The sequence below is a fragment of the Streptomyces albireticuli genome, assembly GCF_002192455.1.
GTDB classification, from domain to species: Bacteria; Actinomycetota; Actinomycetes; order Streptomycetales; family Streptomycetaceae; genus Streptomyces; species Streptomyces albireticuli_B.
This window is the reverse complement of the sequence record NZ_CP021744.1, coordinates 7,226,944-7,245,137: the sequence shown is the minus strand read 5'-3', so window position 1 is coordinate 7,245,137 and position 18,194 is coordinate 7,226,944. Positions and strand designations below refer to the sequence as shown.

Annotated in this window: 16 protein-coding genes; 4 read left to right on the top strand and 12 right to left on the bottom strand. The window is 73.6% G+C overall.

The window, feature by feature from the left end:
• The first annotated feature begins 232 nt into the window (after window positions 1-232).
• The 3 genes from SMD11_RS31195 to SMD11_RS31185 all read left to right on the top strand — a co-directional run bounded on the left by SMD11_RS31195 (window position 233) and on the right by SMD11_RS31185 (window position 2,231).
• Window positions 233-1,180, top strand: a complete 948-nt coding sequence (locus SMD11_RS31195) for a methionyl-tRNA formyltransferase (protein WP_087929634.1) — start codon at window positions 233-235, stop codon at window positions 1,178-1,180.
• A gap of 121 nt (window positions 1,181-1,301) precedes the next feature.
• Window positions 1,302-1,523 carry a hypothetical protein gene (locus SMD11_RS31190; RefSeq protein WP_087929633.1) on the top strand — a complete coding sequence of 74 codons (222 nt, stop codon included), beginning with the start codon at window positions 1,302-1,304 and terminating at the stop codon, window positions 1,521-1,523.
• Between the two features lie 129 nt (window positions 1,524-1,652).
• A complete protein-coding gene (locus SMD11_RS31185; protein WP_234366244.1) occupies window positions 1,653-2,231 on the top strand; it encodes a GNAT family N-acetyltransferase in 579 nt (192 codons plus the stop codon).
• Between the two features lie 153 nt (window positions 2,232-2,384).
• On the opposite strand, the gene SMD11_RS31180 is transcribed toward SMD11_RS31185, so the two are convergent.
• The 9 genes from SMD11_RS31180 to SMD11_RS31140 form a co-directional block, all read right to left on the bottom strand.
• Window positions 2,385-3,749: a lysine N(6)-hydroxylase/L-ornithine N(5)-oxygenase family protein gene (locus tag SMD11_RS31180; RefSeq protein WP_087929632.1), complete on the bottom strand. Its 1,365-nt coding sequence runs from the start codon at window positions 3,747-3,749 to the stop codon at window positions 2,385-2,387.
• A gap of 172 nt (window positions 3,750-3,921) precedes the next feature.
• Window positions 3,922-5,073, bottom strand: coding sequence for a bifunctional glutamate N-acetyltransferase/amino-acid acetyltransferase ArgJ (gene argJ / locus SMD11_RS31175; RefSeq protein WP_087929631.1), 1,152 nt, complete (start codon window positions 5,071-5,073; stop codon window positions 3,922-3,924).
• 142 nt (window positions 5,074-5,215) lie between these two features.
• Window positions 5,216-5,968, bottom strand: coding sequence for a polyprenyl diphosphate synthase (gene uppS / locus SMD11_RS31170; protein ID WP_087929630.1), 753 nt, complete (start codon window positions 5,966-5,968; stop codon window positions 5,216-5,218).
• Between the two features lie 471 nt (window positions 5,969-6,439).
• Window positions 6,440-7,090 carry a DUF4360 domain-containing protein gene (locus tag SMD11_RS31165; protein ID WP_234366243.1) on the bottom strand — a complete coding sequence of 217 codons (651 nt, stop codon included), beginning with the start codon at window positions 7,088-7,090 and terminating at the stop codon, window positions 6,440-6,442.
• A gap of 252 nt (window positions 7,091-7,342) precedes the next feature.
• Complete coding sequence (locus SMD11_RS31160; RefSeq protein WP_087929628.1) at window positions 7,343-7,990, bottom strand: DUF4360 domain-containing protein; 648 nt, start codon at window positions 7,988-7,990, stop codon at window positions 7,343-7,345.
• A 230-nt stretch (window positions 7,991-8,220) separates the two neighbouring features.
• Entirely contained in the window at window positions 8,221-11,448 is a 3,228-nt protein-coding gene (locus SMD11_RS31155) for a DUF3376 domain-containing protein (RefSeq protein WP_087929627.1), read from the bottom strand.
• A 347-nt stretch (window positions 11,449-11,795) separates the two neighbouring features.
• Window positions 11,796-12,719: a MurR/RpiR family transcriptional regulator gene (locus SMD11_RS31150; protein WP_199843994.1), complete on the bottom strand. Its 924-nt coding sequence runs from the start codon at window positions 12,717-12,719 to the stop codon at window positions 11,796-11,798.
• A 113-nt stretch (window positions 12,720-12,832) separates the two neighbouring features.
• Window positions 12,833-13,279, bottom strand: coding sequence for a nitroreductase family deazaflavin-dependent oxidoreductase (locus SMD11_RS31145; RefSeq protein ID WP_087929625.1), 447 nt, complete (start codon window positions 13,277-13,279; stop codon window positions 12,833-12,835).
• Between the two features lie 158 nt (window positions 13,280-13,437).
• Window positions 13,438-14,550 (bottom strand): FAD-dependent monooxygenase, encoded by a 1,113-nt coding sequence (locus tag SMD11_RS31140; RefSeq protein ID WP_087929624.1) that lies wholly within the window; start codon window positions 14,548-14,550, stop codon window positions 13,438-13,440.
• 169 nt (window positions 14,551-14,719) lie between these two features.
• On the opposite strand from SMD11_RS31140, the gene SMD11_RS31135 reads away from it, so the two are divergent.
• On the top strand, window positions 14,720-15,718 hold the full coding sequence (locus tag SMD11_RS31135) for a TetR/AcrR family transcriptional regulator C-terminal domain-containing protein (protein ID WP_087929623.1): 999 nt from the start codon (window positions 14,720-14,722) through the stop codon (window positions 15,716-15,718).
• A 61-nt stretch (window positions 15,719-15,779) separates the two neighbouring features.
• On the opposite strand, the gene SMD11_RS31130 is transcribed toward SMD11_RS31135, so the two are convergent.
• The 3 genes from SMD11_RS31130 to SMD11_RS31120 form a co-directional block, all read right to left on the bottom strand.
• Window positions 15,780-16,493, bottom strand: coding sequence for a dioxygenase (locus SMD11_RS31130; protein ID WP_087929622.1), 714 nt, complete (start codon window positions 16,491-16,493; stop codon window positions 15,780-15,782).
• A gap of 38 nt (window positions 16,494-16,531) precedes the next feature.
• Window positions 16,532-17,473: a helix-turn-helix domain-containing protein gene (locus SMD11_RS31125; protein WP_087929621.1), complete on the bottom strand. Its 942-nt coding sequence runs from the start codon at window positions 17,471-17,473 to the stop codon at window positions 16,532-16,534.
• A gap of 134 nt (window positions 17,474-17,607) precedes the next feature.
• Window positions 17,608-18,186 carry a TetR/AcrR family transcriptional regulator gene (locus tag SMD11_RS31120; RefSeq protein ID WP_199843993.1) on the bottom strand — a complete coding sequence of 193 codons (579 nt, stop codon included), beginning with the start codon at window positions 18,184-18,186 and terminating at the stop codon, window positions 17,608-17,610.
• Window positions 18,187-18,194 lie beyond the last annotated feature (8 nt).

Genomic DNA, 18,194 nt, shown 5'->3' with positions numbered 1-18,194 from the left:
GGAGACCGCGGCCGGGCAGGGGCGCGCGGCGGATCGGGAGGATCCGCAGGAGGTCCCGGGAGGCGTGCGGAGACGACGACACGAGATAACTTAGGCAAACCTAACCTAAGTCAGGAGCCCCTGTCGACGGGGGCCTCGCGGCCATCTCGACGGAAGATCCCCGTCGTTGCGAGGTTAGGCAAGGCTTGCTTTACTTGCGAGCGATCAAGCCACCGCCCCAAGGAGGAACCCCATGCGGGTCGTCATGTTCGGCTATCAGACCTGGGGGCACCGCACCCTTCAGGCGCTCCTCGACTCCGAGCACGACGTGGCACTGGTCGTGACGCACCCCAAGAGCGACCACGCGTACGAGAAGATCTGGAACGACTCCGTCGCCGACCTCGCCGAGCAGCACGACGTGCCCGTCCTGATCCGCAACCGCCCCGACGACGAGGAGCTGTTCGCCCGGCTCAAGGAGGCCGACCCGGACGTCATCGTCGCGACCAACTGGCGCACCTGGATCCCGGAGCGCATCTTCAACCTGCCGCGGCACGGCACGCTCAACGTGCACGACTCGCTGCTGCCGGCCTACGCCGGCTTCTCCCCGCTGATCTGGGCCCTCATCAACGGCGAGAAGGAGGTGGGAGTCACCGCGCACATGATGGACGAGGTCCTCGACGCGGGCGACATCGTCCTCCAGCGCGCGGTGCCGGTGGGCCCGAGGGACACCACCGCCGACCTGTTCCACAAGACACTGGAGCTGTTCGGGCCCCTCACCGTGGACGGCCTGGACCTGATCGCCTCCGGGCGCACCGACTGGGTCAAGCAGGACCGCAGCAAGGCCAGTTTCTTCCACAAGCGCTCCACCGAGGACATCCGGATCGACTGGAACTGGCCCGCGGAGGTGCTGGACCGCCTCGTACGGGCCCAGTGCGCGCCGTACCCGAGCGCCTTCACCCACCACCGCGGCAAGCGCCTGGAGGTCGTGGCCGCCAGGGTGTCCGAGGGCCGCTACGGCGGCACACCCGGCCGGATCTTCTACCGGGAGGGCGACGCGGTGGTGATCGTCGCCGGCGCCGACGCCCGGACCGGCCGCAACCACGGGCTGGCGATCGAGCGGGTCCGCACCGAGGACGGCCAGGAGCTGTCCGCGGCCGACTACTTCACCACGATGGGCGGCTACCTCACCGGCCGCCCCTGACCCCTCGACACCGGCCCGCACCCCGCCCCCGCGGGGGTGCGGGCCGGCCCGTTCGGCAGACCTCCCGCGAGCGGCCGGGGCCGGGTCCGGCCCGGCGCGCGGGAGCACGGAAAGGCCGCTCATGAGCACGCACGACGACCGGGTGCGGCGGTACGCGCACCTGTGGTCGACCCCCTCGGACCGGTGGGTCATCTGGCACGCCACCGACGGGACCATGGTCTTCGACACCATGACGAACTGCCCGGAGTTCATCGACGACGGGCCGACCCTGCGCGGGGTCCTGCGCAGGATGCGCGACGCGGGCGCGCCCGAGACGGACGACTATCCGGGCGGCCCCTGCTGAGGCGCGCTCCCCCGCACCCCACCCCCAGTTCACGCGAGTCAGGACCCGCCTGGCTCCACCCGGTGCTGTCCGGGACGCCCCCGGGCGCGAGCGGCGTACCCGCGCGCCCGGAGTGAGGAAAGGACCACCGTGGCCGCGGCGCACTGCCCGACAGCCGTCTCCCCCACCGGCGAGCGGACCCTCGCACCGCCCTCCGTACGGGTGGCGGACCCCGCCGACGCGGCGGAGCTGTACGCGCTGTCGGAGCCGTTCATGCGCTCCGGCGCCCTCCTGTGGCGGACGCCCGGGACGTACGCGGCGACGGCCCGGGAGTTCCTCGTGGCCGAGGACGGCGACGGCGTTTTGGAGGGGTGCGTGGCCCTGCGCGCGTACCCGGGGGACGCTCGGGCCCCGGCCGGGATGCCCGCGGTGCTCCACAACTTCTGTGTGCGCTCCGGGCGTCAGCGGCGCGGGGTGGGGTCGCGGCTGCTGGCCGCGCTGCTGCGGGAGGCCGCCGCGCGGTCGGTCGGCGAGGTGTTCGCGGCGACGACCGGTGGCGGCGAGGCGTTCGTCCGCTGCGGTTTCCGGGAGGCGGACGCCGCGCGGGCGCCACGGGCCTGGGCGGTGTCCCTGGATCCGGGGCGCGGCTCACGGGTCTTCGCCCGTTCCCTGGCCGTGCCGCTCCCCGCGGGGGCGGTACGGGCGCGGGCCGGCGGCCGCGTCGGATAGCGCCCGCCTCCTCGCCGCCCGGAAGCCGTGGGCCCTCGTTGGACGAGGGCCCACGGCTTCCGGGCGGCGACGTCGTTCCCGGCGTTGTGGCGGAAGCGCCGCACAGCCCTCCCGGAGACCCGGGAGGGCTGTGCGGCGCGGTAGCGGCCGGGGTCAGCCGAGCGGTACGGCCGTCAGGTCACCGGCGGGTACGTCCTGTTCGGCGCGGCGCAGCAGCAGCGAGTCGCACATCTCGCCCGAGCGGACGGCCAGTGTGGAGAGCAGCGACGAGGTGATGCCGTGGGTGTGCTCGGTGCCGCCCTGGAGGTAGATGCCGGCGCGGACCCGGTCGGTGGTCAGCACCCGGTGGTCGCGGCCCACGCGCAGCCGGCCGAGGCCATCGGTGAGGCACTCGGCGGCCAGGTCGCCGAGCAGGTCCCGGGGGTCGGCCGGCCGGTAGCCGGTGGCGAGCACCACGGCGTCGCAGTCGAGCACCAGGTCCTCGTCCGCGGTCAGGGAGCGGATCACCGCGCGGGCGCCGCCGGGGATGTCCTGGACGGCCGTGAGGCGGGTCGCGTTGAGGATGCGCAGCCGTTCGTGGCCCTGGACCTTCTCCTGGTAGGCGGTGCGGTAGAGCTGCTCGATCAGGTCGCCGTCGACGACGGAGTAGTTGGTATTGGCGTGGTAGCCGAGCAGTGCCCGCTTGGTGTCCTCGGGGGCGTCGTAGAAGTGGTCCACGGCGGCCGGGTCGAAGATGCGGTTGGCGAAGGGGCTGTCGTCGGCCGGGCTGTAGCCGTAGCGGGAGAAGACCGCGCAGACCTCGGCGTCGGGGAAGGAGCGGTGCAGGTAGTCGGCGGTCTCGGCGGCGGACTGGCCCGCGCCGACCACGACGAAGCGGCGGTGCGGACGGACCGTCAGTTCTGGTGCGCGGAACAGCAGATCACGGTTGTGCCAGACGTGCGGGCCGAGGCTGACGCCGTCCGGGACGCGCGGGGTCAGCCCGGTGCCGAGCACGACGTTGCGGGCGCGCCGGACGGCCTCGCCGGCCGGGCCGGCCACGGCGCGGTGCACGACGCCGACACTCTCCACGGTCCCGTCGTCGCCCGTCACCGGCCGCACGGCGACAGCGGTACGGCCGTACCCGACGGACCGGTCGAACTCGGCGGCGCACCACTCGAAGTAGTCGTGGAACTCGATCCGGGTGGGGTAGAAGCTCTTCTGGTTGATGAAGTCGGCGAGCCGGCCGCGCTCCTGAAGGTAATGCAGGAAGGAGAACCGGCTGCCGGGGTCCCGCATGGTGACGAGGTCCTTGAGGAACGACACCTGCATGGTGGCGCCTTCGAGGAGCATCCCCTGGTGCCAGCCGAACCGCTCCTGGCGCTCCAGGAATCCGGCGCGCAGCGGGCTGCCGGGGTGCCGGCGGTTGTGGCCGTCGATCGCGATGGCCAGGGCGAGATTGGCGGGGCCGAAGCCTATGCCGACCAGATCGTCGATGGGGCCGCCGCCCGTGAGTGCGGTGTCCCCGCGCCGTGCCGACATGCTCGTCCTTTCGCTGTGCCGCCCGGCCCCACGAGAGCTCCAGTGGGCAGCGCAAGAAGTTGATGTTTAGGTAAGCCTAACCTAACTTTCTGGTCGGCTTATATGTCAAGTCCCCGGCCCGTTCGGCATTTGAGGACCGGGGACAGGGCGGCGGCGCCGGCCGCCGCACCGCTCAGGAGCTGTACGCGCTGTTCTCGTGCACGTACTCCGCGGTCAGGTCGTTGGCCCAGATCACCGCCGTCTCCCCACCCGCCGCCAGGTCGGCCGTGATACGGACCTCCCGGCCCCGCATGTCGACGAGGTCGCGGTCGGCCCCGATGGAGCCGTTACGGCAGACCCAGACGTCGTTGATGGCCACGTTGAGCCGGTCCGGGTCGAAGACCGCCGAGGTCGTGCCGATCGCGGACAGCACCCGCCCCCAGTTGGGGTCCTCACCGTGGATCGCGCACTTCAGCAGATTGTTCCGCGCCAGGGAACGCCCCACCTCCACCGCGTCGTCCTCGCTCGCCGCGCCGACCACCTCGATACGGATGTCCTTCGACGCACCTTCCGCGTCCCCGATCAGCTGCCGCGCCAGGTCGTCGCACACCACCCGCACCGCCTCCGCGAACTCCCCCGCGTCCGGCACCACTTCCGAGGCACCCGACGCCAGCAGCAGCACCGTGTCATTGGTCGACATACAGCCGTCGGAGTCGATCCGGTCGAACGTGGTCCGCGTCGAGGCCCGCAGCGCCGCGTCGAGGGCGGGGGCACCGAGATCGGCGTCGGTGGTCAGCACCACGAGCATCGTGGCGAGCCCCGGCGCGAGCATGCCCGCACCCTTGGCCATGCCGCCCACCGTCCAGCCCTCCCCCTCGTACACGGCGGTCTTGTGGACGGTGTCCGTCGTCTTGATCGCCAGCGCCGCGCTCTCCCCGCCATGGGCGGACAACTCGGCGGCCGCCTTCCCGATCCCGGGCAGCAGCTTGTCCATCGGCAGGTACACACCGATCAGCCCGGTGGAGGCCACCGCGATCTCCCCCGCGCTGTGGCCCAGCACCTCCGCCGCCTTCTCCGCGGTGGCACGGGTGTCCTGGAAGCCCCGCGGGCCGGTGCAGGCGTTCGCCCCACCCGAGTTCAGCACCACCGCCGAGACCCGGCCCCCCTTGAGGACCCGCTCCGACCACAGCACCGGAGCGGCCTTCACACGGTTCGCCGTGAACACCCCCGCCGCCGCCGGCCTCGGCCCCTCGTTCACCACCAGGGCGAGATCGGCGTCACCGCTCTCCTTGATCCCGGCCGCGATACCCGCCGCCGTGAAACCCTTCGCTGCCGTGACGCTCATGGAGCCGCTCCCGTGATGTCGCTGTCCCACCACCCCCGACGAGGCTTAGCTTAGGCTAACCTAACTTCCACGGGTGATCACCCTTCGCCGGGCGGGACAACGGCGGGACATGGCGGGGCGGGGCGTGGTCGTCCGGTGGCCTCTACAGGCCCAGACGGCGGTGGCGGGTGCGGTAGTACCCCAGTGCCTTGTCGAACTCGCTCTTGTCGAACTCCGGCCAGTGGACGGGGCAGAAGTAGAACTCCGAGTAGACGGTCTGCCAGGGCATGAACCCGGACAGGCGCTGCTCCCCCGAGGTGCGGATCACCAGGTCGGGGTCGGGCTGGCCCGAGGTGTCCAGGTAGTGGTCGAACTCCTCGGGCCGGATGCCGTCGGCCAGGACGGGCAGGGTGCCCGCCTCCCGGTGGGCGAGGAAGAGGTTCCGCACGGCCCGCGTGATCTCGTCGCGGCCGCCGTAGGCGACGGCGATGTTGACGACCGGGTCGGAGCGGCGTCCCGACCGGCGGGCCAGCCGGACCAGCCCGTCGGCGAGCCGGGCGGGCAGCACCTCCGGGGCGCCGATGATCCGGATGCGCCAGTGCCCGGTGGCGGCTATCTCCTCGGCGATGCTCATGATGACGTGCAGGAGGCCGGTCAGCTCCTCGTGCGGCCGGTGGAGGTTCTCGATCGACAGCGGCCAGAGGGTGACGGTCTCGATCTCTTCTGCGCCGCGGCACCAGGAGAGCAGGTCCAGGACGCGCCGGCCGCCCCGCTGGTACCCCGCCAGGGTGGGGAGGCCGCGGTCGTGGGCCCAGCGGCGGTTGCCGTCCAGGATCACGGCCAGGTGGCGCAGCAGGGGCCTGCCGCCGGCCACGGGAGGCACGAGGGTGTCGCCGCTACCGGTGGTGAGGCTCATGGCATCTCCTGGCCTGGCTCGGCGGAAGGGGACCCGACGCCGGGGAGCGGTGCTGCCCGGTGCCGGGGTTGCTCCTGGTGACGCGCGCTCTTGCCCTCGGTCCGGCCGACCGCCCGTCGGCGCCGGCAGCCGTGCGGGAACTCCCTCCGTACCTTCGCTGATCCGTACCGCTTGCCGGTCGGTGCCCCTTGCCGGTCCGCGCCGCCGCCGGACGCCCCGGCCGGCACACGGCGCGCCGGTGTCCCCGCCGTTCCCCGGGAAAAGGGCAGGCGGACAAGCGGCGCCTCTCCCATGGTCCCCGCCGGCGGGGCGTTCGCGAAGGCGCGCGCCACCCGCGCTTGACGCGTACGCGTTCCTACGAAGTGCGCGGTGGTGCAACCCCCTTCGTAAGCAGCCGTCCGTACGCCAGAGCGAGGACGGGGCGTCGAGGAGTGACGGCCGGGCGCGGTGGGCCCGCCGCGCGGGACCGGTTCAGCGCGCGGGGCACTGCTTCCAGGCGAAGTGGTAAAGGGTGTTGATGCTGCCGTCCGTGGAGTCCATCGCCATGAAGCTGTTGGTCTTCGCCGGGTCGGAGGTGCCCGCTTCCACCCGCAGCTCGGTGTTGATGTTGAAGTACCGCACGGCACCGCACGGCGCGTAGATCAGCGCGTCGATCTCCGTGGTGTCGGAGGTCTGCCAGCCGTCGTTGAGCGGCCCGGCGAACGGGTGGTTCATGTAGGCGGTCTGCGACATGCCCTGGAAGTAGTAGGTGGCCCGCTGGAGGGCGGTGGCCCCCTTCTCCAGGTGTGCGAACCCGCGGTAGTCGGCCTTGGCGACGGCGTAGGTGAAACCTTGGGGGACATGGACGTTCAGGCTGAGCTGACAGTTCTTCCGGGCGTCCGTCGGCTTGGAACCGACGCCCACCTGTGCGACGTAGCTGCTGTACGACACGGTGAAGGCCTGGTTGTCCGGTGAGACGGCCACGTTGGCCGATCCGGCGGGGCAGCCGGAGCCGTTCACGGACACCACATCGATCACGATCTTGTCCGGCGGCGGCACCCCGTCCGTGGCCGCCGCCCCGGGCGACGCCGACACCGCGAGCAGCAGCCCCGCCGCGCCACCCACGACCACCGGTCTCGTCACCGCTCCGCGCAGCCTTCCGCACACCGGTCCGAGGCCCGCCCCGCGCTCCCGTCTGAACTCCGGTCCGAACATGGAGATCCCTCCCACTGCCCCACGGCCCGTTCGAGCATCTGATGTGCTCATGCCACCATCGGTCACCGGATGTGTACAGCACAGGTTGAGCCGATACCACGGTGCCCGGTGACCCGCCCGCGGGGCGGATCACCGGGCACAAGCGTGAGGTTCCCCGCCGTGCGCGCCCGGCGCGACCGGTCAGGGGCACTCCTTCCAGGAGAAGTGGTAGAGCGTGTTGACGCTGCCGTCCGTGGAGTCCATCGCCATGAAGCTGTTGGTCGTGTCGGTGTCGGAGGTGCCGGCGCCGACCCGGAGCTCGGTGTTGACGTTGAGGATCCGCTGCGCGCCGCACGGGGCGTAGACCAGGGCGTCGGCCGCCGTCACGTCGGTCGTCCGCCAGTTGTCGCTGAGCGGGCCGGTGAAGCGGTGCGTCACGGACGTCGTCTGCGACATCCCCTGGAAGTAGTAGCTGGCCTTCTCCAGGCCCGTGGCGCCCCGCTGGAGGTGGGCGAAGCCCCGGTAGTCGGCCTTGGCTATCGCGTAGGTGTACCCCTGCGGGACGTGGATGTTCAGACCGAGCTGACAGTTCTTCCGGAAGTCCGTCGGCCGGGAGCCGACGCCCACCTGCGCGAGGTAGTCGCTGTAGGTCACGGTGAACGCCGTGTTGTCGCCGGCGACCGCGACCGCCGCCGTGCCGGCCGGGCAGCCCGAGCCGTTGACCGACACCACGTCGATCACGACCTTGTCCGGCGGAGGGGTCCCGTCGGCGGCGGCCGCCGACGGTGAGAACGACGCGGCCGCCATCAGCGCCACGGCCGCGCCACCGATCATCACCGGTCTGAACATGGGGTTCCCTCCCACGACTCTGCGGACTCGCTCCGCCCTGTCCTTGCCTCCACGAAAATAGGGCATGTACAAGTCAAGTCAAGCCATTCGGAACCCCTAAGACCGCACGGTGTGCCGGGCTCGGGAAGCGGTTTCCGGCCATGGTGCGCACAGCGGAACACCAGGGCCGGAAGCCGCCGTTCGGTGTACGCGCGGAACCGCCGGGCGGTCGGCCGGTCCCCCCGGCCTGCCTACACCGGCTCGGACACGGGGCGCCTCCGGTCGTCCGGGGCCTCCACCAGGTCGTGGAGGTCCGGCGCCCGCGCGTCGGGGTCGTCCTGCGGGAAGAAGAACGTGAGGGCGAGGGCGCCGGCGGCCAGGACCCCGTAGAGCACGGCGAAGGCCGCCCAGGCGGGCAGCGGGTGCGCGGCGGCCTGGACGGCGCCCGCGCCGACGCCGGCCAGGACGGGGGTGACCACACTGACCCGCCGCACGCCGACCCCCGCGACCAGGGCGAGGGCCACGGCGCCGCCGTAGCCGAGCGCGGTGACGAGGAAGACGCTCGCGGGCCCCAGCTCCGCCCTCTGGTGGTCCAGCCATCCGTAGGCCGCCACGAGGCCCGCGCCGAGGGGGACCAGGAAGCCGGGCAGCAGCGCGCGGCGGCCCTTCGCCGCGTGGTGGAGGCAGAGGCCGGTGGCCGCCAGCGAGACGCCGACGAGGACGGCGAGGTGGGCGGGGTACGAGAACCAGACCCCGGTGCCGGCCATGACGGCGAACCAGGCGCACACGGCCGCCGCGAGCGCCGCGGACGGGGCGACGAGGGACAGGACGAGCGGCAGGCACACGAGCGGCCGGAACAGCTCCATCAGTCCCCGGGCCACGTACGTGCGCGGGCGGTCGCCCGAGGGCTGGAGGGCCCGCCAGGCGACGAGGCCGAGCCGCAGGGCGGCGCGCCGGGGCGCGGGCCGGCGGACGAGTTCGCCGACCGGCTCGGCCCCGACCTCGACGAGGGGGACCAGCCGCTCGTCGAGCGGCCTGTCGTCCGGCGGTGGTGGCGGCACGGGTGTGTCGGGCTCCGCCCCGAGGGGCTCGTCGCGCCCTTCCTCCTGGAGGCTTTCGAGCAGCGGGAGTTCCTCGTCGAGGATCTGCCGCTGGATCCGCTCGGTGACGGCGGCGCGCACGGGGTCCCAGGGGCTTCCCGTGGGCGCGGCGGCCACCGGGGCGTCGAGCAGGCCGGCGAGGGCCGGGTCGTCCGGGCCGGTGTAGAGCTTCGCCAGCCGCTCGTCCGTCGCGACGACGTCCACCAGCGAGGCGGCGGTGTCCAGCCGTCCCCAGGTCCAGTCGTTGAGCCGCCAGCGGACGCTCAGGAAGGAGGCGAAGTTGCGCAGCTCGTTGCCGCCGAGCTTGGCGTCGACCAGGTCCTCCGCGGCGGCGGGGAAGGCCTGCCGGGTGGCCCAGCTGGAGTTGGCGGCCGACACGGTGTGGAAGCGGATGCGGGTGGGTTCGCCCAGCGGGTCGGGGCGCAGGGGCCCGATGAGCACCTCGGCGGCGAGCAGCGCGTCCAGCACGCCGTCCGGGCCGGCGCCCTGGAGTCCCCCGAAGCCCGGCACGGGCCGGCGCACGTCCGCCCCGATCTCGCGGCCCAGGGCGGCCAGGCGCCGCCACACCGGCCCGTAGAGGTCCTCGGGCCAGTCGGCGTCGAGGTCGGCGGTCGCGGGGTTGGCGACGGCGACCGCGGCGGCCAGCCGGCCCGGCCACTCCTGCCAGGCGGCCACGTCCTCGGGGCCCGGCGTGCCCGCCTCGGCCATGACCGCGCCCAGCCAGACGGTGGCCTCGCGGATCCGCCGGACGGGTTCCTCGCCGCACTCGCGGAAGCGCCGGAGCACCAGCCGGTCCCGGACGGCGACCAGCGTGGCGACGGCCAGCCGGCAGGCGTACAGGCGTTCGCGGGCGGCCGGGGACACGGTCTGCCCGGTCTCCTCCGCCGCCTGGATCCCGTCGAAGAGCAGCCGCACGGCGCGGGCCAGCGGCAGCGGCGAGATGCCGTACGCCCGTACGTCCGCGAGCGAGCCGGGCTCCGCGGGGAGCGCGAGCCCGTCGGCGGCCTGGCGCAGCCGCTGGAGGCAGAAGGGCGAGCCGCCGCCGTCGAGCGGGCCGGGCCCCGGTGGCAGGGGCAGCGGGTCCGGGCCGGTGACCTCGGCCGGGTCCTCCAGGAGACGGGCGAACCGGTCGGCCTCGGCCCGCCCGGTCAGCGTCCGGTGGCGGGCCAGCCGGCCGGGCCGGAGCGCCTCCCGCGCCCACCCGGTGGCGGGCAGGGCGGCCACCGGGGCCTGCCGCTGCTCGGCGGCCGACTGGGCGGCGCGCAGGTCGACGGCGTCCTCCCAGAGCGACTCGGAGCCGGCCTTGATGGCCGAGGCCCGCCGGGCGAGCCGCAGCAGCCGGGTCATCCGGCGCTGCTGAACCGGGTGCGCCACGGCGTCCGGGAGCATGGGGGGCTCGGGTTGCAGATAGAGCAGCCAGCGGTCGACCGGCGCCTTCGCGGGCATGCCGGCGATGGCGCGGACGGCCCAGGCGACGGGGATGTTGTCCAGGAGGCCGCCGTCGACGAGTTCGAGGCGGCCGTCGGGCGCCTCGCCGTGGCCCGCCTCGCTGCTGACGGAGCTCATGTCGACGACGTCCGGGTCGTGCGGCGGCACCGTGCTGCCGGGGGCGCCGACGAAGGGCTGCCCCGGCTCGAAGGCGCCGGGGAACGACGAGCTCGTGCGGGCGGCGTAGGCGAGGCGGCGTACGGCGTCCTCCGGGGGCCAGGGGCCGGACGGGCTGCCGAAGTCGGTGAGGAAGGCGGTGCCGGGCCGGTGCCGGAAGCGGAAGAAGGCGCGGGTGCGCCCCACTTCCAGCGGCTGGCCGATGGTGGGGCGCACCCAGTCCTGGCGGGGGGTGACCCGGGTGGCCGTGAGGATCAGGCGTACGGGGCCGCCGCCGGGCCGGTCCGGGGGCTGCTTGCCGATCTCTGTCAGGAGGCTGTCGGCGAGCCGCTCGTAGAAGACCTCGTCGCCGCGGAGCAGGGAGTCCGGGACGCGCGGGAGGTCCGGCGGGGAGTCCGGCGGCTCCGGGAGGCCCGGCAGGCGCGGGGTGCCGGGGCTGCGGGTCAGGGACTCCAGGTCGCCCAGGCGCAGCCACAGGCGGCGCATGTTGTCGCCGAACTCCATGCCGTAGGCCAGATGGCAGGCGAGGAGAGCGCCGTTGAGTCCCCCCGCGCTGGTGCCGGCGAGGACGTCGACGGTCACGTCGTCGTAGCGGCAGAGGTCCAGGAGCGCGCCGTAGCCCTCGGCACCCGGCGCGGCGGCACCGCGCGCCCGGTCCTGGGCCGCCCCGCGCAGCGCGGCGATCTCCCGGCAGCCCCCGCCCATCCAGACGGCGAGGCTGACTCCGCCGCGCATGGCCACCGCGATCCGCAGCTCCTTGGGGACCTGATCCATGGGACCAGCCTGTACGCGGCGGCTCCGCGGCGCACGTCCGTACCCCCTTGAGGGGGTCCGTTTGCGGCCGGCGGTCCCGGCCCAGGGGGTAGACCGGGGCCGCCGGGGGCGTCCGAGGGGGCGGAGCGCCCGAACGGAACACCGGGGGCCGACGAGGAGGTGTCGTCCCTGGATGTTCGTCCATGTCCCGGGGCCGCCGCTTCAGGGGCCCGGGGGTGCCCACGAAGTAAATATATTTACCGCCAAGTAAGCAAGTGCATGAAAAATTTCATGTGTGTTTGGGGCGGAAAACCCCGGTGACACCCGGTGCGGCGGCCGGGCTCAGCCGGTCCGGCGCCGGCGCCGGGTCAGGAGTCCAGGAAGAAATCGTGCTGGTCGGCGGCCTGCTCGTACTTCTCCAGGCGGAGCTGGGTGCGCTCGGGGTCCGCGTCGGCCATCGCCTGGAGGAGGGCCGCCGAGAGGATCCCCGGGGCGGCGTACGAGTCGAAGACGAGGCGCGAGCCGGTGCCGGCGGTGAGCGCCACGTCGGCCTCCTCCACGAGCGGCCCCAGCGTCAGGTCGGTGATCAGCGCGACGCGCAGGCCGGTGCTGCGCGCGGCCCGCATCGCGGCCAGGGTCTCCTTGGCGTGCCGCGGCATCGCGAAGGCGAGCACCCAGGTGCCGCCCGCCTCCCGGGACTGGAGCAGCGCGTCGTAGGCGACGCTGCCGCCGCGGGACACCAGGCGCACGTCCGGGTGGATCCGCCGGGCCGCGTAGGCGAAGTACTCCGCCAGGGAGACGGAGATCCGCAGGCCGAGGACGGTCAGCGGGACCGATGTGGCGAGTTCGCGGCCGATGTCGAGGACCTGGTCGGCGTCGGCGAACACGCGGCGCAGGTGCTCCAGGTTCGCGATCTCGGCGTCGACGGCCGCCTGGAGCTCGTTGCGGCGGACCTCCTCCCTGGCGCCCGGCGCGCCGGCGACCGCGCGCAGCGCGATGGGCTGGAGCGCCTCCCGGAGCGCGGGGTACCCGCTGAACCCCAGCGAGGACGCGAACCGGGTCACCGACGGCTGGCTGACGCCCACCCGCTCGGCGAGGTCCGTGATCGACAGGAACGCGGCCTCGGTGAGGTGGTCGGTGATGTACTGCGCGATGCGCCGTTGCGCGGGGGACAGCCGGTGGCCGCCGAACAGGGCGCGGATCTTCTCCGCGGCGGGCGGCTCCGCCGCCGGGGACCGCGTGCCCGGCGTGATCGCGGACGCCTGCGCGCGTGCCTGCTGCCCTGATGGCACCGGCGTGCCTCCCTCTCCTCCGATTTCCGCTCAACATAGCCCACCCGCCGGTGCCGTCCGCCACGGGCGGACGGCACCCGGACGGGCGGCGGCCCGCGGGCCGCCGGACCGGCTCAGTGGGGGGACGCGGCGGGCTCCAGGACGAGGACGGGGATCTCGCGCTCCGTCTTCGCCTGGTAGTCGGCGTAGTCCGGGTACGCGGCGACCGCGCGCTCCCACCACAGCGCCTTCTCCGCGCCGGTGACCTCCCGTGCGGTCACGTCCCGCCGCACGGGCCCGTCCTGGAGCTCGGCCCTGGGGTCGGCGACGAGGTTGTGGTACCAGACCGGGTGCTTGGGCGCGCCGCCCTGCGAGGCGACCACGGCGTACGCGCCGTCGTGCTCGACCCGCATCAGGGGCGTCTTGCGAATCTTGCCGCTCCTGGCCCCGAGCGTCGTGAGGATCACGACGGGCATCCCCCGCAACGTCGTCCCCTCGGTGCCGCCGGAGCCCTCGAAGAGCTCGACCTGCTCCCGCACCCAGTCCGCCGGGCTGGGCTCGTACTCACCCTCAAGAGGCATGGTCCATCCGTTCCGTCGTCGAGAACGCGTGTCATCCTGCTTCCCCGACCATGACGCACCCTCAGCTCCCTCCGCAATCACGCGCGTACGCGTCGGCCCCACGGGACACGGACGGCCGCGGTGCCGGGTGACGTCCCGCGCCTCGCCCCCGCGCTCCGTCACCCGTCCAGCGCGATGCCGTTCTTGGCCTTCTCCAGGGACTCCTCCGGCGGCATTCCGCCCGGGTTCTCGTCCACGAGCGCCTGGTTGAGGGCGACGAACGGCCGCATGCGGGCCTCGTAGCGGGCGAACGCGGCGGTGTGCTCGCCGGGCGTCCGGCCGAGTTCGGCGGCCAGGACGTACGCGCCCACGAGGGCCAGGCTCGTGCCCTGGCCGGAGAGGGGGGAGGCGCTGTGGCCCGCGTCGCCCACGAGGGCCACCCGGCCGGTGGTCCAGCGGTCCATGCGGATCTGGGCCATCGCGTCGAAGTAGAAGTCGGGCGCGTTCCGCATCGCCTCCAGCAACCGCGGGGTCTCCCAGCCCACATGCGCCAGCCGCTCCGCCATGAGCGCCTTCTGCCGCTCGGCGTCGCGGTGGTCGTAGGCGACCGGCTCCGACCGGAAGCCCAGCGTGGCCCGCAGCTCGCTGTTGGCGCGCACGGGGTAGACGCAGTAGCTCACGGAGTCCTCGGTGAGCCAGACCTCCCAGTCGTCGAGGTCCAGGAAGTTGTCGGTGCTGAACACCGTCAGGTACGCGCCGAGGTGCCGTACGTACCGCTCCTCCGGCCCGAAGGCCAGCCGCCGCACATTCGAGTGCAGGCCGTCCGCGCCCACCACGAGGCCGAACGTCCGCGCCGCGCCCCGCTCGAAGGTGACCCGCACCCCGTCCGCCCGCTCGTCGAGCGCGGCGACGGAGTCGTCGTAGCGGAACTCCACCCCCTCGTCGAGCGCCCGCCGGTGGAGCAGCCCGGTGAGGTCCTCGCGCAGGAGCTCGATGTCGGCGCTGTCCAGCCGCCCGCCGCTGAAGGTCATCTCGGTGGAGCGCCACCGCTCGTCGCCCTCGGGGCCGAGCATCGACATGCCGCGCAGCCGGGTGCGGGCGCCGCGCGCCTCCTCCAGGATCCCGGCCCGGTCGAGGACGTCCAGGGCGACGCCGCGGACGTCTATCGCCTGGCCGCCGGGGCGCACGGCGGGGGCCCGCTCGACGACGGTCGGGGCGAAGCCGTTGCGGCGGAGCCAGTAGGCGAGCGTGAGGCCGGCGACGCCGGCCCCGGAAACGAGGACGGTCTTCATGGGAATCACCTTTCTGTACGACGTATGCTTCTGAATGTACGCCGTACACGCAGGCCCGCCAAGCCCTGCCATCCAGGCATAAGCCAGGGTCTGAGCTAGTACAGACCCGCCGGAGACGCGTGTCTCCCCTGCTAGCCTGTGTACTAGTACAGGATGAAGGAGTCCCTCCGTGGCCGAAAAAAACGTTCCGCCGTACCTGCGCATCGCCGCCGAGCTCCGGCGGCGCATCGCGGACGGCGAACTCTCCCCCGGCGACCGCGTCCCGTCGACCCGGCGGATCGCCCAGGAGTGGAACGTCGCGCTCGCCACCGCCACCAAGGTCCTGACCGCCCTGCGGCAGGAGGGCCTCGTGGAGGCCCGGCCGCGGGTCGGCACCGTGGTCGCCGAGCGGGGCGGCGGCGGCCCCGCGCGCACGTCCCCGGACGAGCACGCGCGCACCGCCGCGAGGACCGCGTCCCCGTCCGGGTCCGCACCCGCGCACGACCGTGAGCTGACCCGCGACCGCGTCGTGGGCGCGGCCGTCGCCCTCGCCGACTCCGAGGGGCTGGCCGCCCTGTCCATGCGCGGGGTCGCCGCCCGGCTCGGGGTCGCCGCCATGTCGCCGTACCGCTACGTGAACAGCAAGGACGACCTGGTGTCCCTCATGGCCGACGCCGTGCTCGCGGAGGCGGAGTACCCCCGCGACGCCCCGGCCGGCTGGCGGAGCCGGCTGGAGCTGGGGGCGCGCACGCTGTGGGCGCTGCACCGCGCACACCCCTGGCTCGCGCAGATCGGGCCCCTCACCCGCCCGCTGGCCGTCCCCTCGCTGATCGCCTACTCCGAGTGGATGCTCGGCGCCCTCGACGGCCACGGCCTCGACCCGGCGACCATGCTGGACCTCAACGCGCTGATCTACAGCTACATCCAGGGCACCGCCGTCCACCTGGAGCGGGAGGCCCAGGCGGCGAGCACCACCGGGCTGACGGACGAGCAGTGGATGGACTCCCAGACCGCCGCCTACGCCGCACTCGTCGCCTCCGGCCGGTTCCCGACGTTCGCCAAGGTGCTCGGGTCCTTCGGGGACGAGGGGTACGACCTGCGCCTCGACGCGATGTTCGAGCTCGGCCTCACCTCGATGCTCGACGGCCTGACCGCGCTGATCGAGGACCCGCGGCGGGCCCGGCCGTAGGCTCCCGCCGCGTACGACCGCGGGCTCCCGGGGTGTGGGGCCCCCGGGAGCCGCCGGCGCCCTACCGCCCGCGCCGGCCGGGGGTGATGACGAAGTCGAAGGTCGCCTGTTTCGCCGGCCCGGCCTGGCGGACGTTCATCAGCAGCGCCGGGTTGAAGATCGGGTCGGTGTTGTTGCGCGGCTCCCCGGGGAAGTAGAGCTGGGTCGTGAGGATCCGGCCGCCGGGCGCCTGGACCTTGACGTGGAGGTGGCGGGTGCGGCCCGGGTAGAGGCCCGGCACGATGGTCGTCAGGGTGAACGCCCCGCGCGCGTCCGTATATTGATGGCCTCTCATCCGGAAGCCCCGGTTGTCGTACGCGCCCGCGTCGTCCGCCTGCCAGAAGTCCATCAGGGCGTGCGCGACCGGCAGGCAGGTGAGCCCGAAGACGAAACCGGAGACCGTGAGCCGGGTGCCCCGGGTCCCGGGCTCCAGCAGGGAGGCGCGCTCCGGGGAGTTCGGCTTGAAGTACGGGCCCTCGGTCTGCGGTGGCGTCGGGTCGTCCCCGTCGTCGCAGAACGGTGTGGGCTCCAGGGGCGCGTCCGAGGGCCGGTGGTCGCGCGCGAGCGCCGCGCCGCCGCCGAGCAGCGCGGGTACCGGCACCGCGACGAGCGCCGCCTTGAGCAGGGTCTTACGGCTGACCGGCCGCCGTCCCACGGCCGCCGCGCCGATGCCGTCGATGCCTCCGGGTCCGCCGGTGCTTCCTATGCCGCCTTCGGCGCCGTGCTCGTCCGTCATGGTCCGCCTCCTGGGGGTGAGTTGGCTCGCTGACGAACCTAGGGACGCGGGCCGTGCGGATCGATGGACTCCGTTCGGTGAACGTGGTGATTCCCTCCGGCCGTACGGCGGAAGTCCCCGGGACTGACCCCCGTCTCGCGCCGGAAGAAGCGGCAGAAGTACGCGGGGTCCGTGAACCCCACCCGGCGGGCGACCTGGCCGACGGTGAGGGCGGAACCGGTCAGCAGCCGCTTGGCCTCCAGGGTCCGCGTGGCGCGGACCAGCTCCCCGGGCGTCCGTCCCGTGGTCTGCTTGACGGCCTCGTTCAGATAGCCGACCGAGACCCCGAGGCGCGCGGCGTACGCCCCGACCGACCGCTCGGCCCCGGCGGTCGCGGTGAGGAGCAGGCCGAACTCCCGGGAGACCGCCGCTGCCCGGCCGGTGCCGGGCCCGGGGCCCGTCGCGCCGGGCAGGCGCAGCGCGCGCACGAGCAGGATGTGCAGATACGCCTCCAGCACGGACGCGTAGCCGTCCGCCTTGGCGGTGAACTCCCGCCCCATCGCCCGGACCAGCCGGCCGAGCCCCGCGGTGTCCTCGCCGTTCGGCCCCCGGGGCAGGTCCAGCCACGGCCGTTCGCCGAGGGCGCGCAGGAGCTGCCGGTCGCCGGGGCGGGAGAGCAGGAAGTCCTCGGTGAACAGCATCACCACGCCGCGCAGCCCGGAGACCCGCTCCCAGTAGTGCACCTGGCCGGGCAGCAGGAAGCCCAGGTGCGGCGGGTCGAGCGGCCGGCGGACGAGGTCGACGACGTGGGCGCCCGAGCCGCCGGTCACATGGACTATCTCGTAGAAGGTGTGCCGGTGCGGGTAGCCCGCCCGGGAGTCGGGCCCGAAGACGTCGAAGGACCCCATGGCGAAGGGCGGCACCGACGGCCGCGGGACCCCCAGCCGGTGCAGCGGCACCGGGTCGGCGGCCGGTGACCCGGCGCGCGTGCGCGTGTCCATGCCTGCCACGCCCCCACCCCTTCGTACGCCGCGGCGCTCCGATGTGGTCCCGGATTCAAGCGCAGGGCGCGGTCCGCCGCCAGAAAGGTATGAGCCGATCGCGCGGGCCGGAACGCGGGGGTGGAGCGGGGCGGCTACAGGTCGGCCAGCGTGCTCTCGACGATGCCCAGCAGGACCTCCCGGTCGTCCTGGACACGGCTCAGGATCCGCAGGCCGTAGTACGCGCTCTGCACCTGCCGGGCCAGGCTCCGGGCGTCCCGCGTGGCGCGGATCTCCCCGGAGCGCTGCCCGGTCTCCAGGACCGCGCGGAGCTCCTCCTCGACGCGGGCGAAGGTCCGGCCGGCCTCTTCCTTGACGTCCGGGTCCACCGCCGCCCTCTCGACGGCCGCGTTGATGGCGAAGCACCCGGCCTGCCCGGTGCCCGCGAGGTCCGCGTCGACGGCCTGGACCATCAGGGCGCGCAGCCGGTCCTTCGCGGTGCCGGGCGAGCGGAGCAGCGCGATCTGGTCGGCCGTGCTCGTCTCGTGGTACCAGCGCAGGGCGCGCAGGTACAACCCGCGTTTGTCGCCGAAGGTGTTGTACAGGCTCGACGGTCCCAGCCCGGTGCTCCTGCTGAGGTCCCGGGTGGACGTGCCCTCGTAGCCGTGCCGCCAGAACGTCTCCATCGCCGCGCGGATGACGCGGCTCTCGTCGAATTCTCTCGGCCTGGCCATGCCCACAC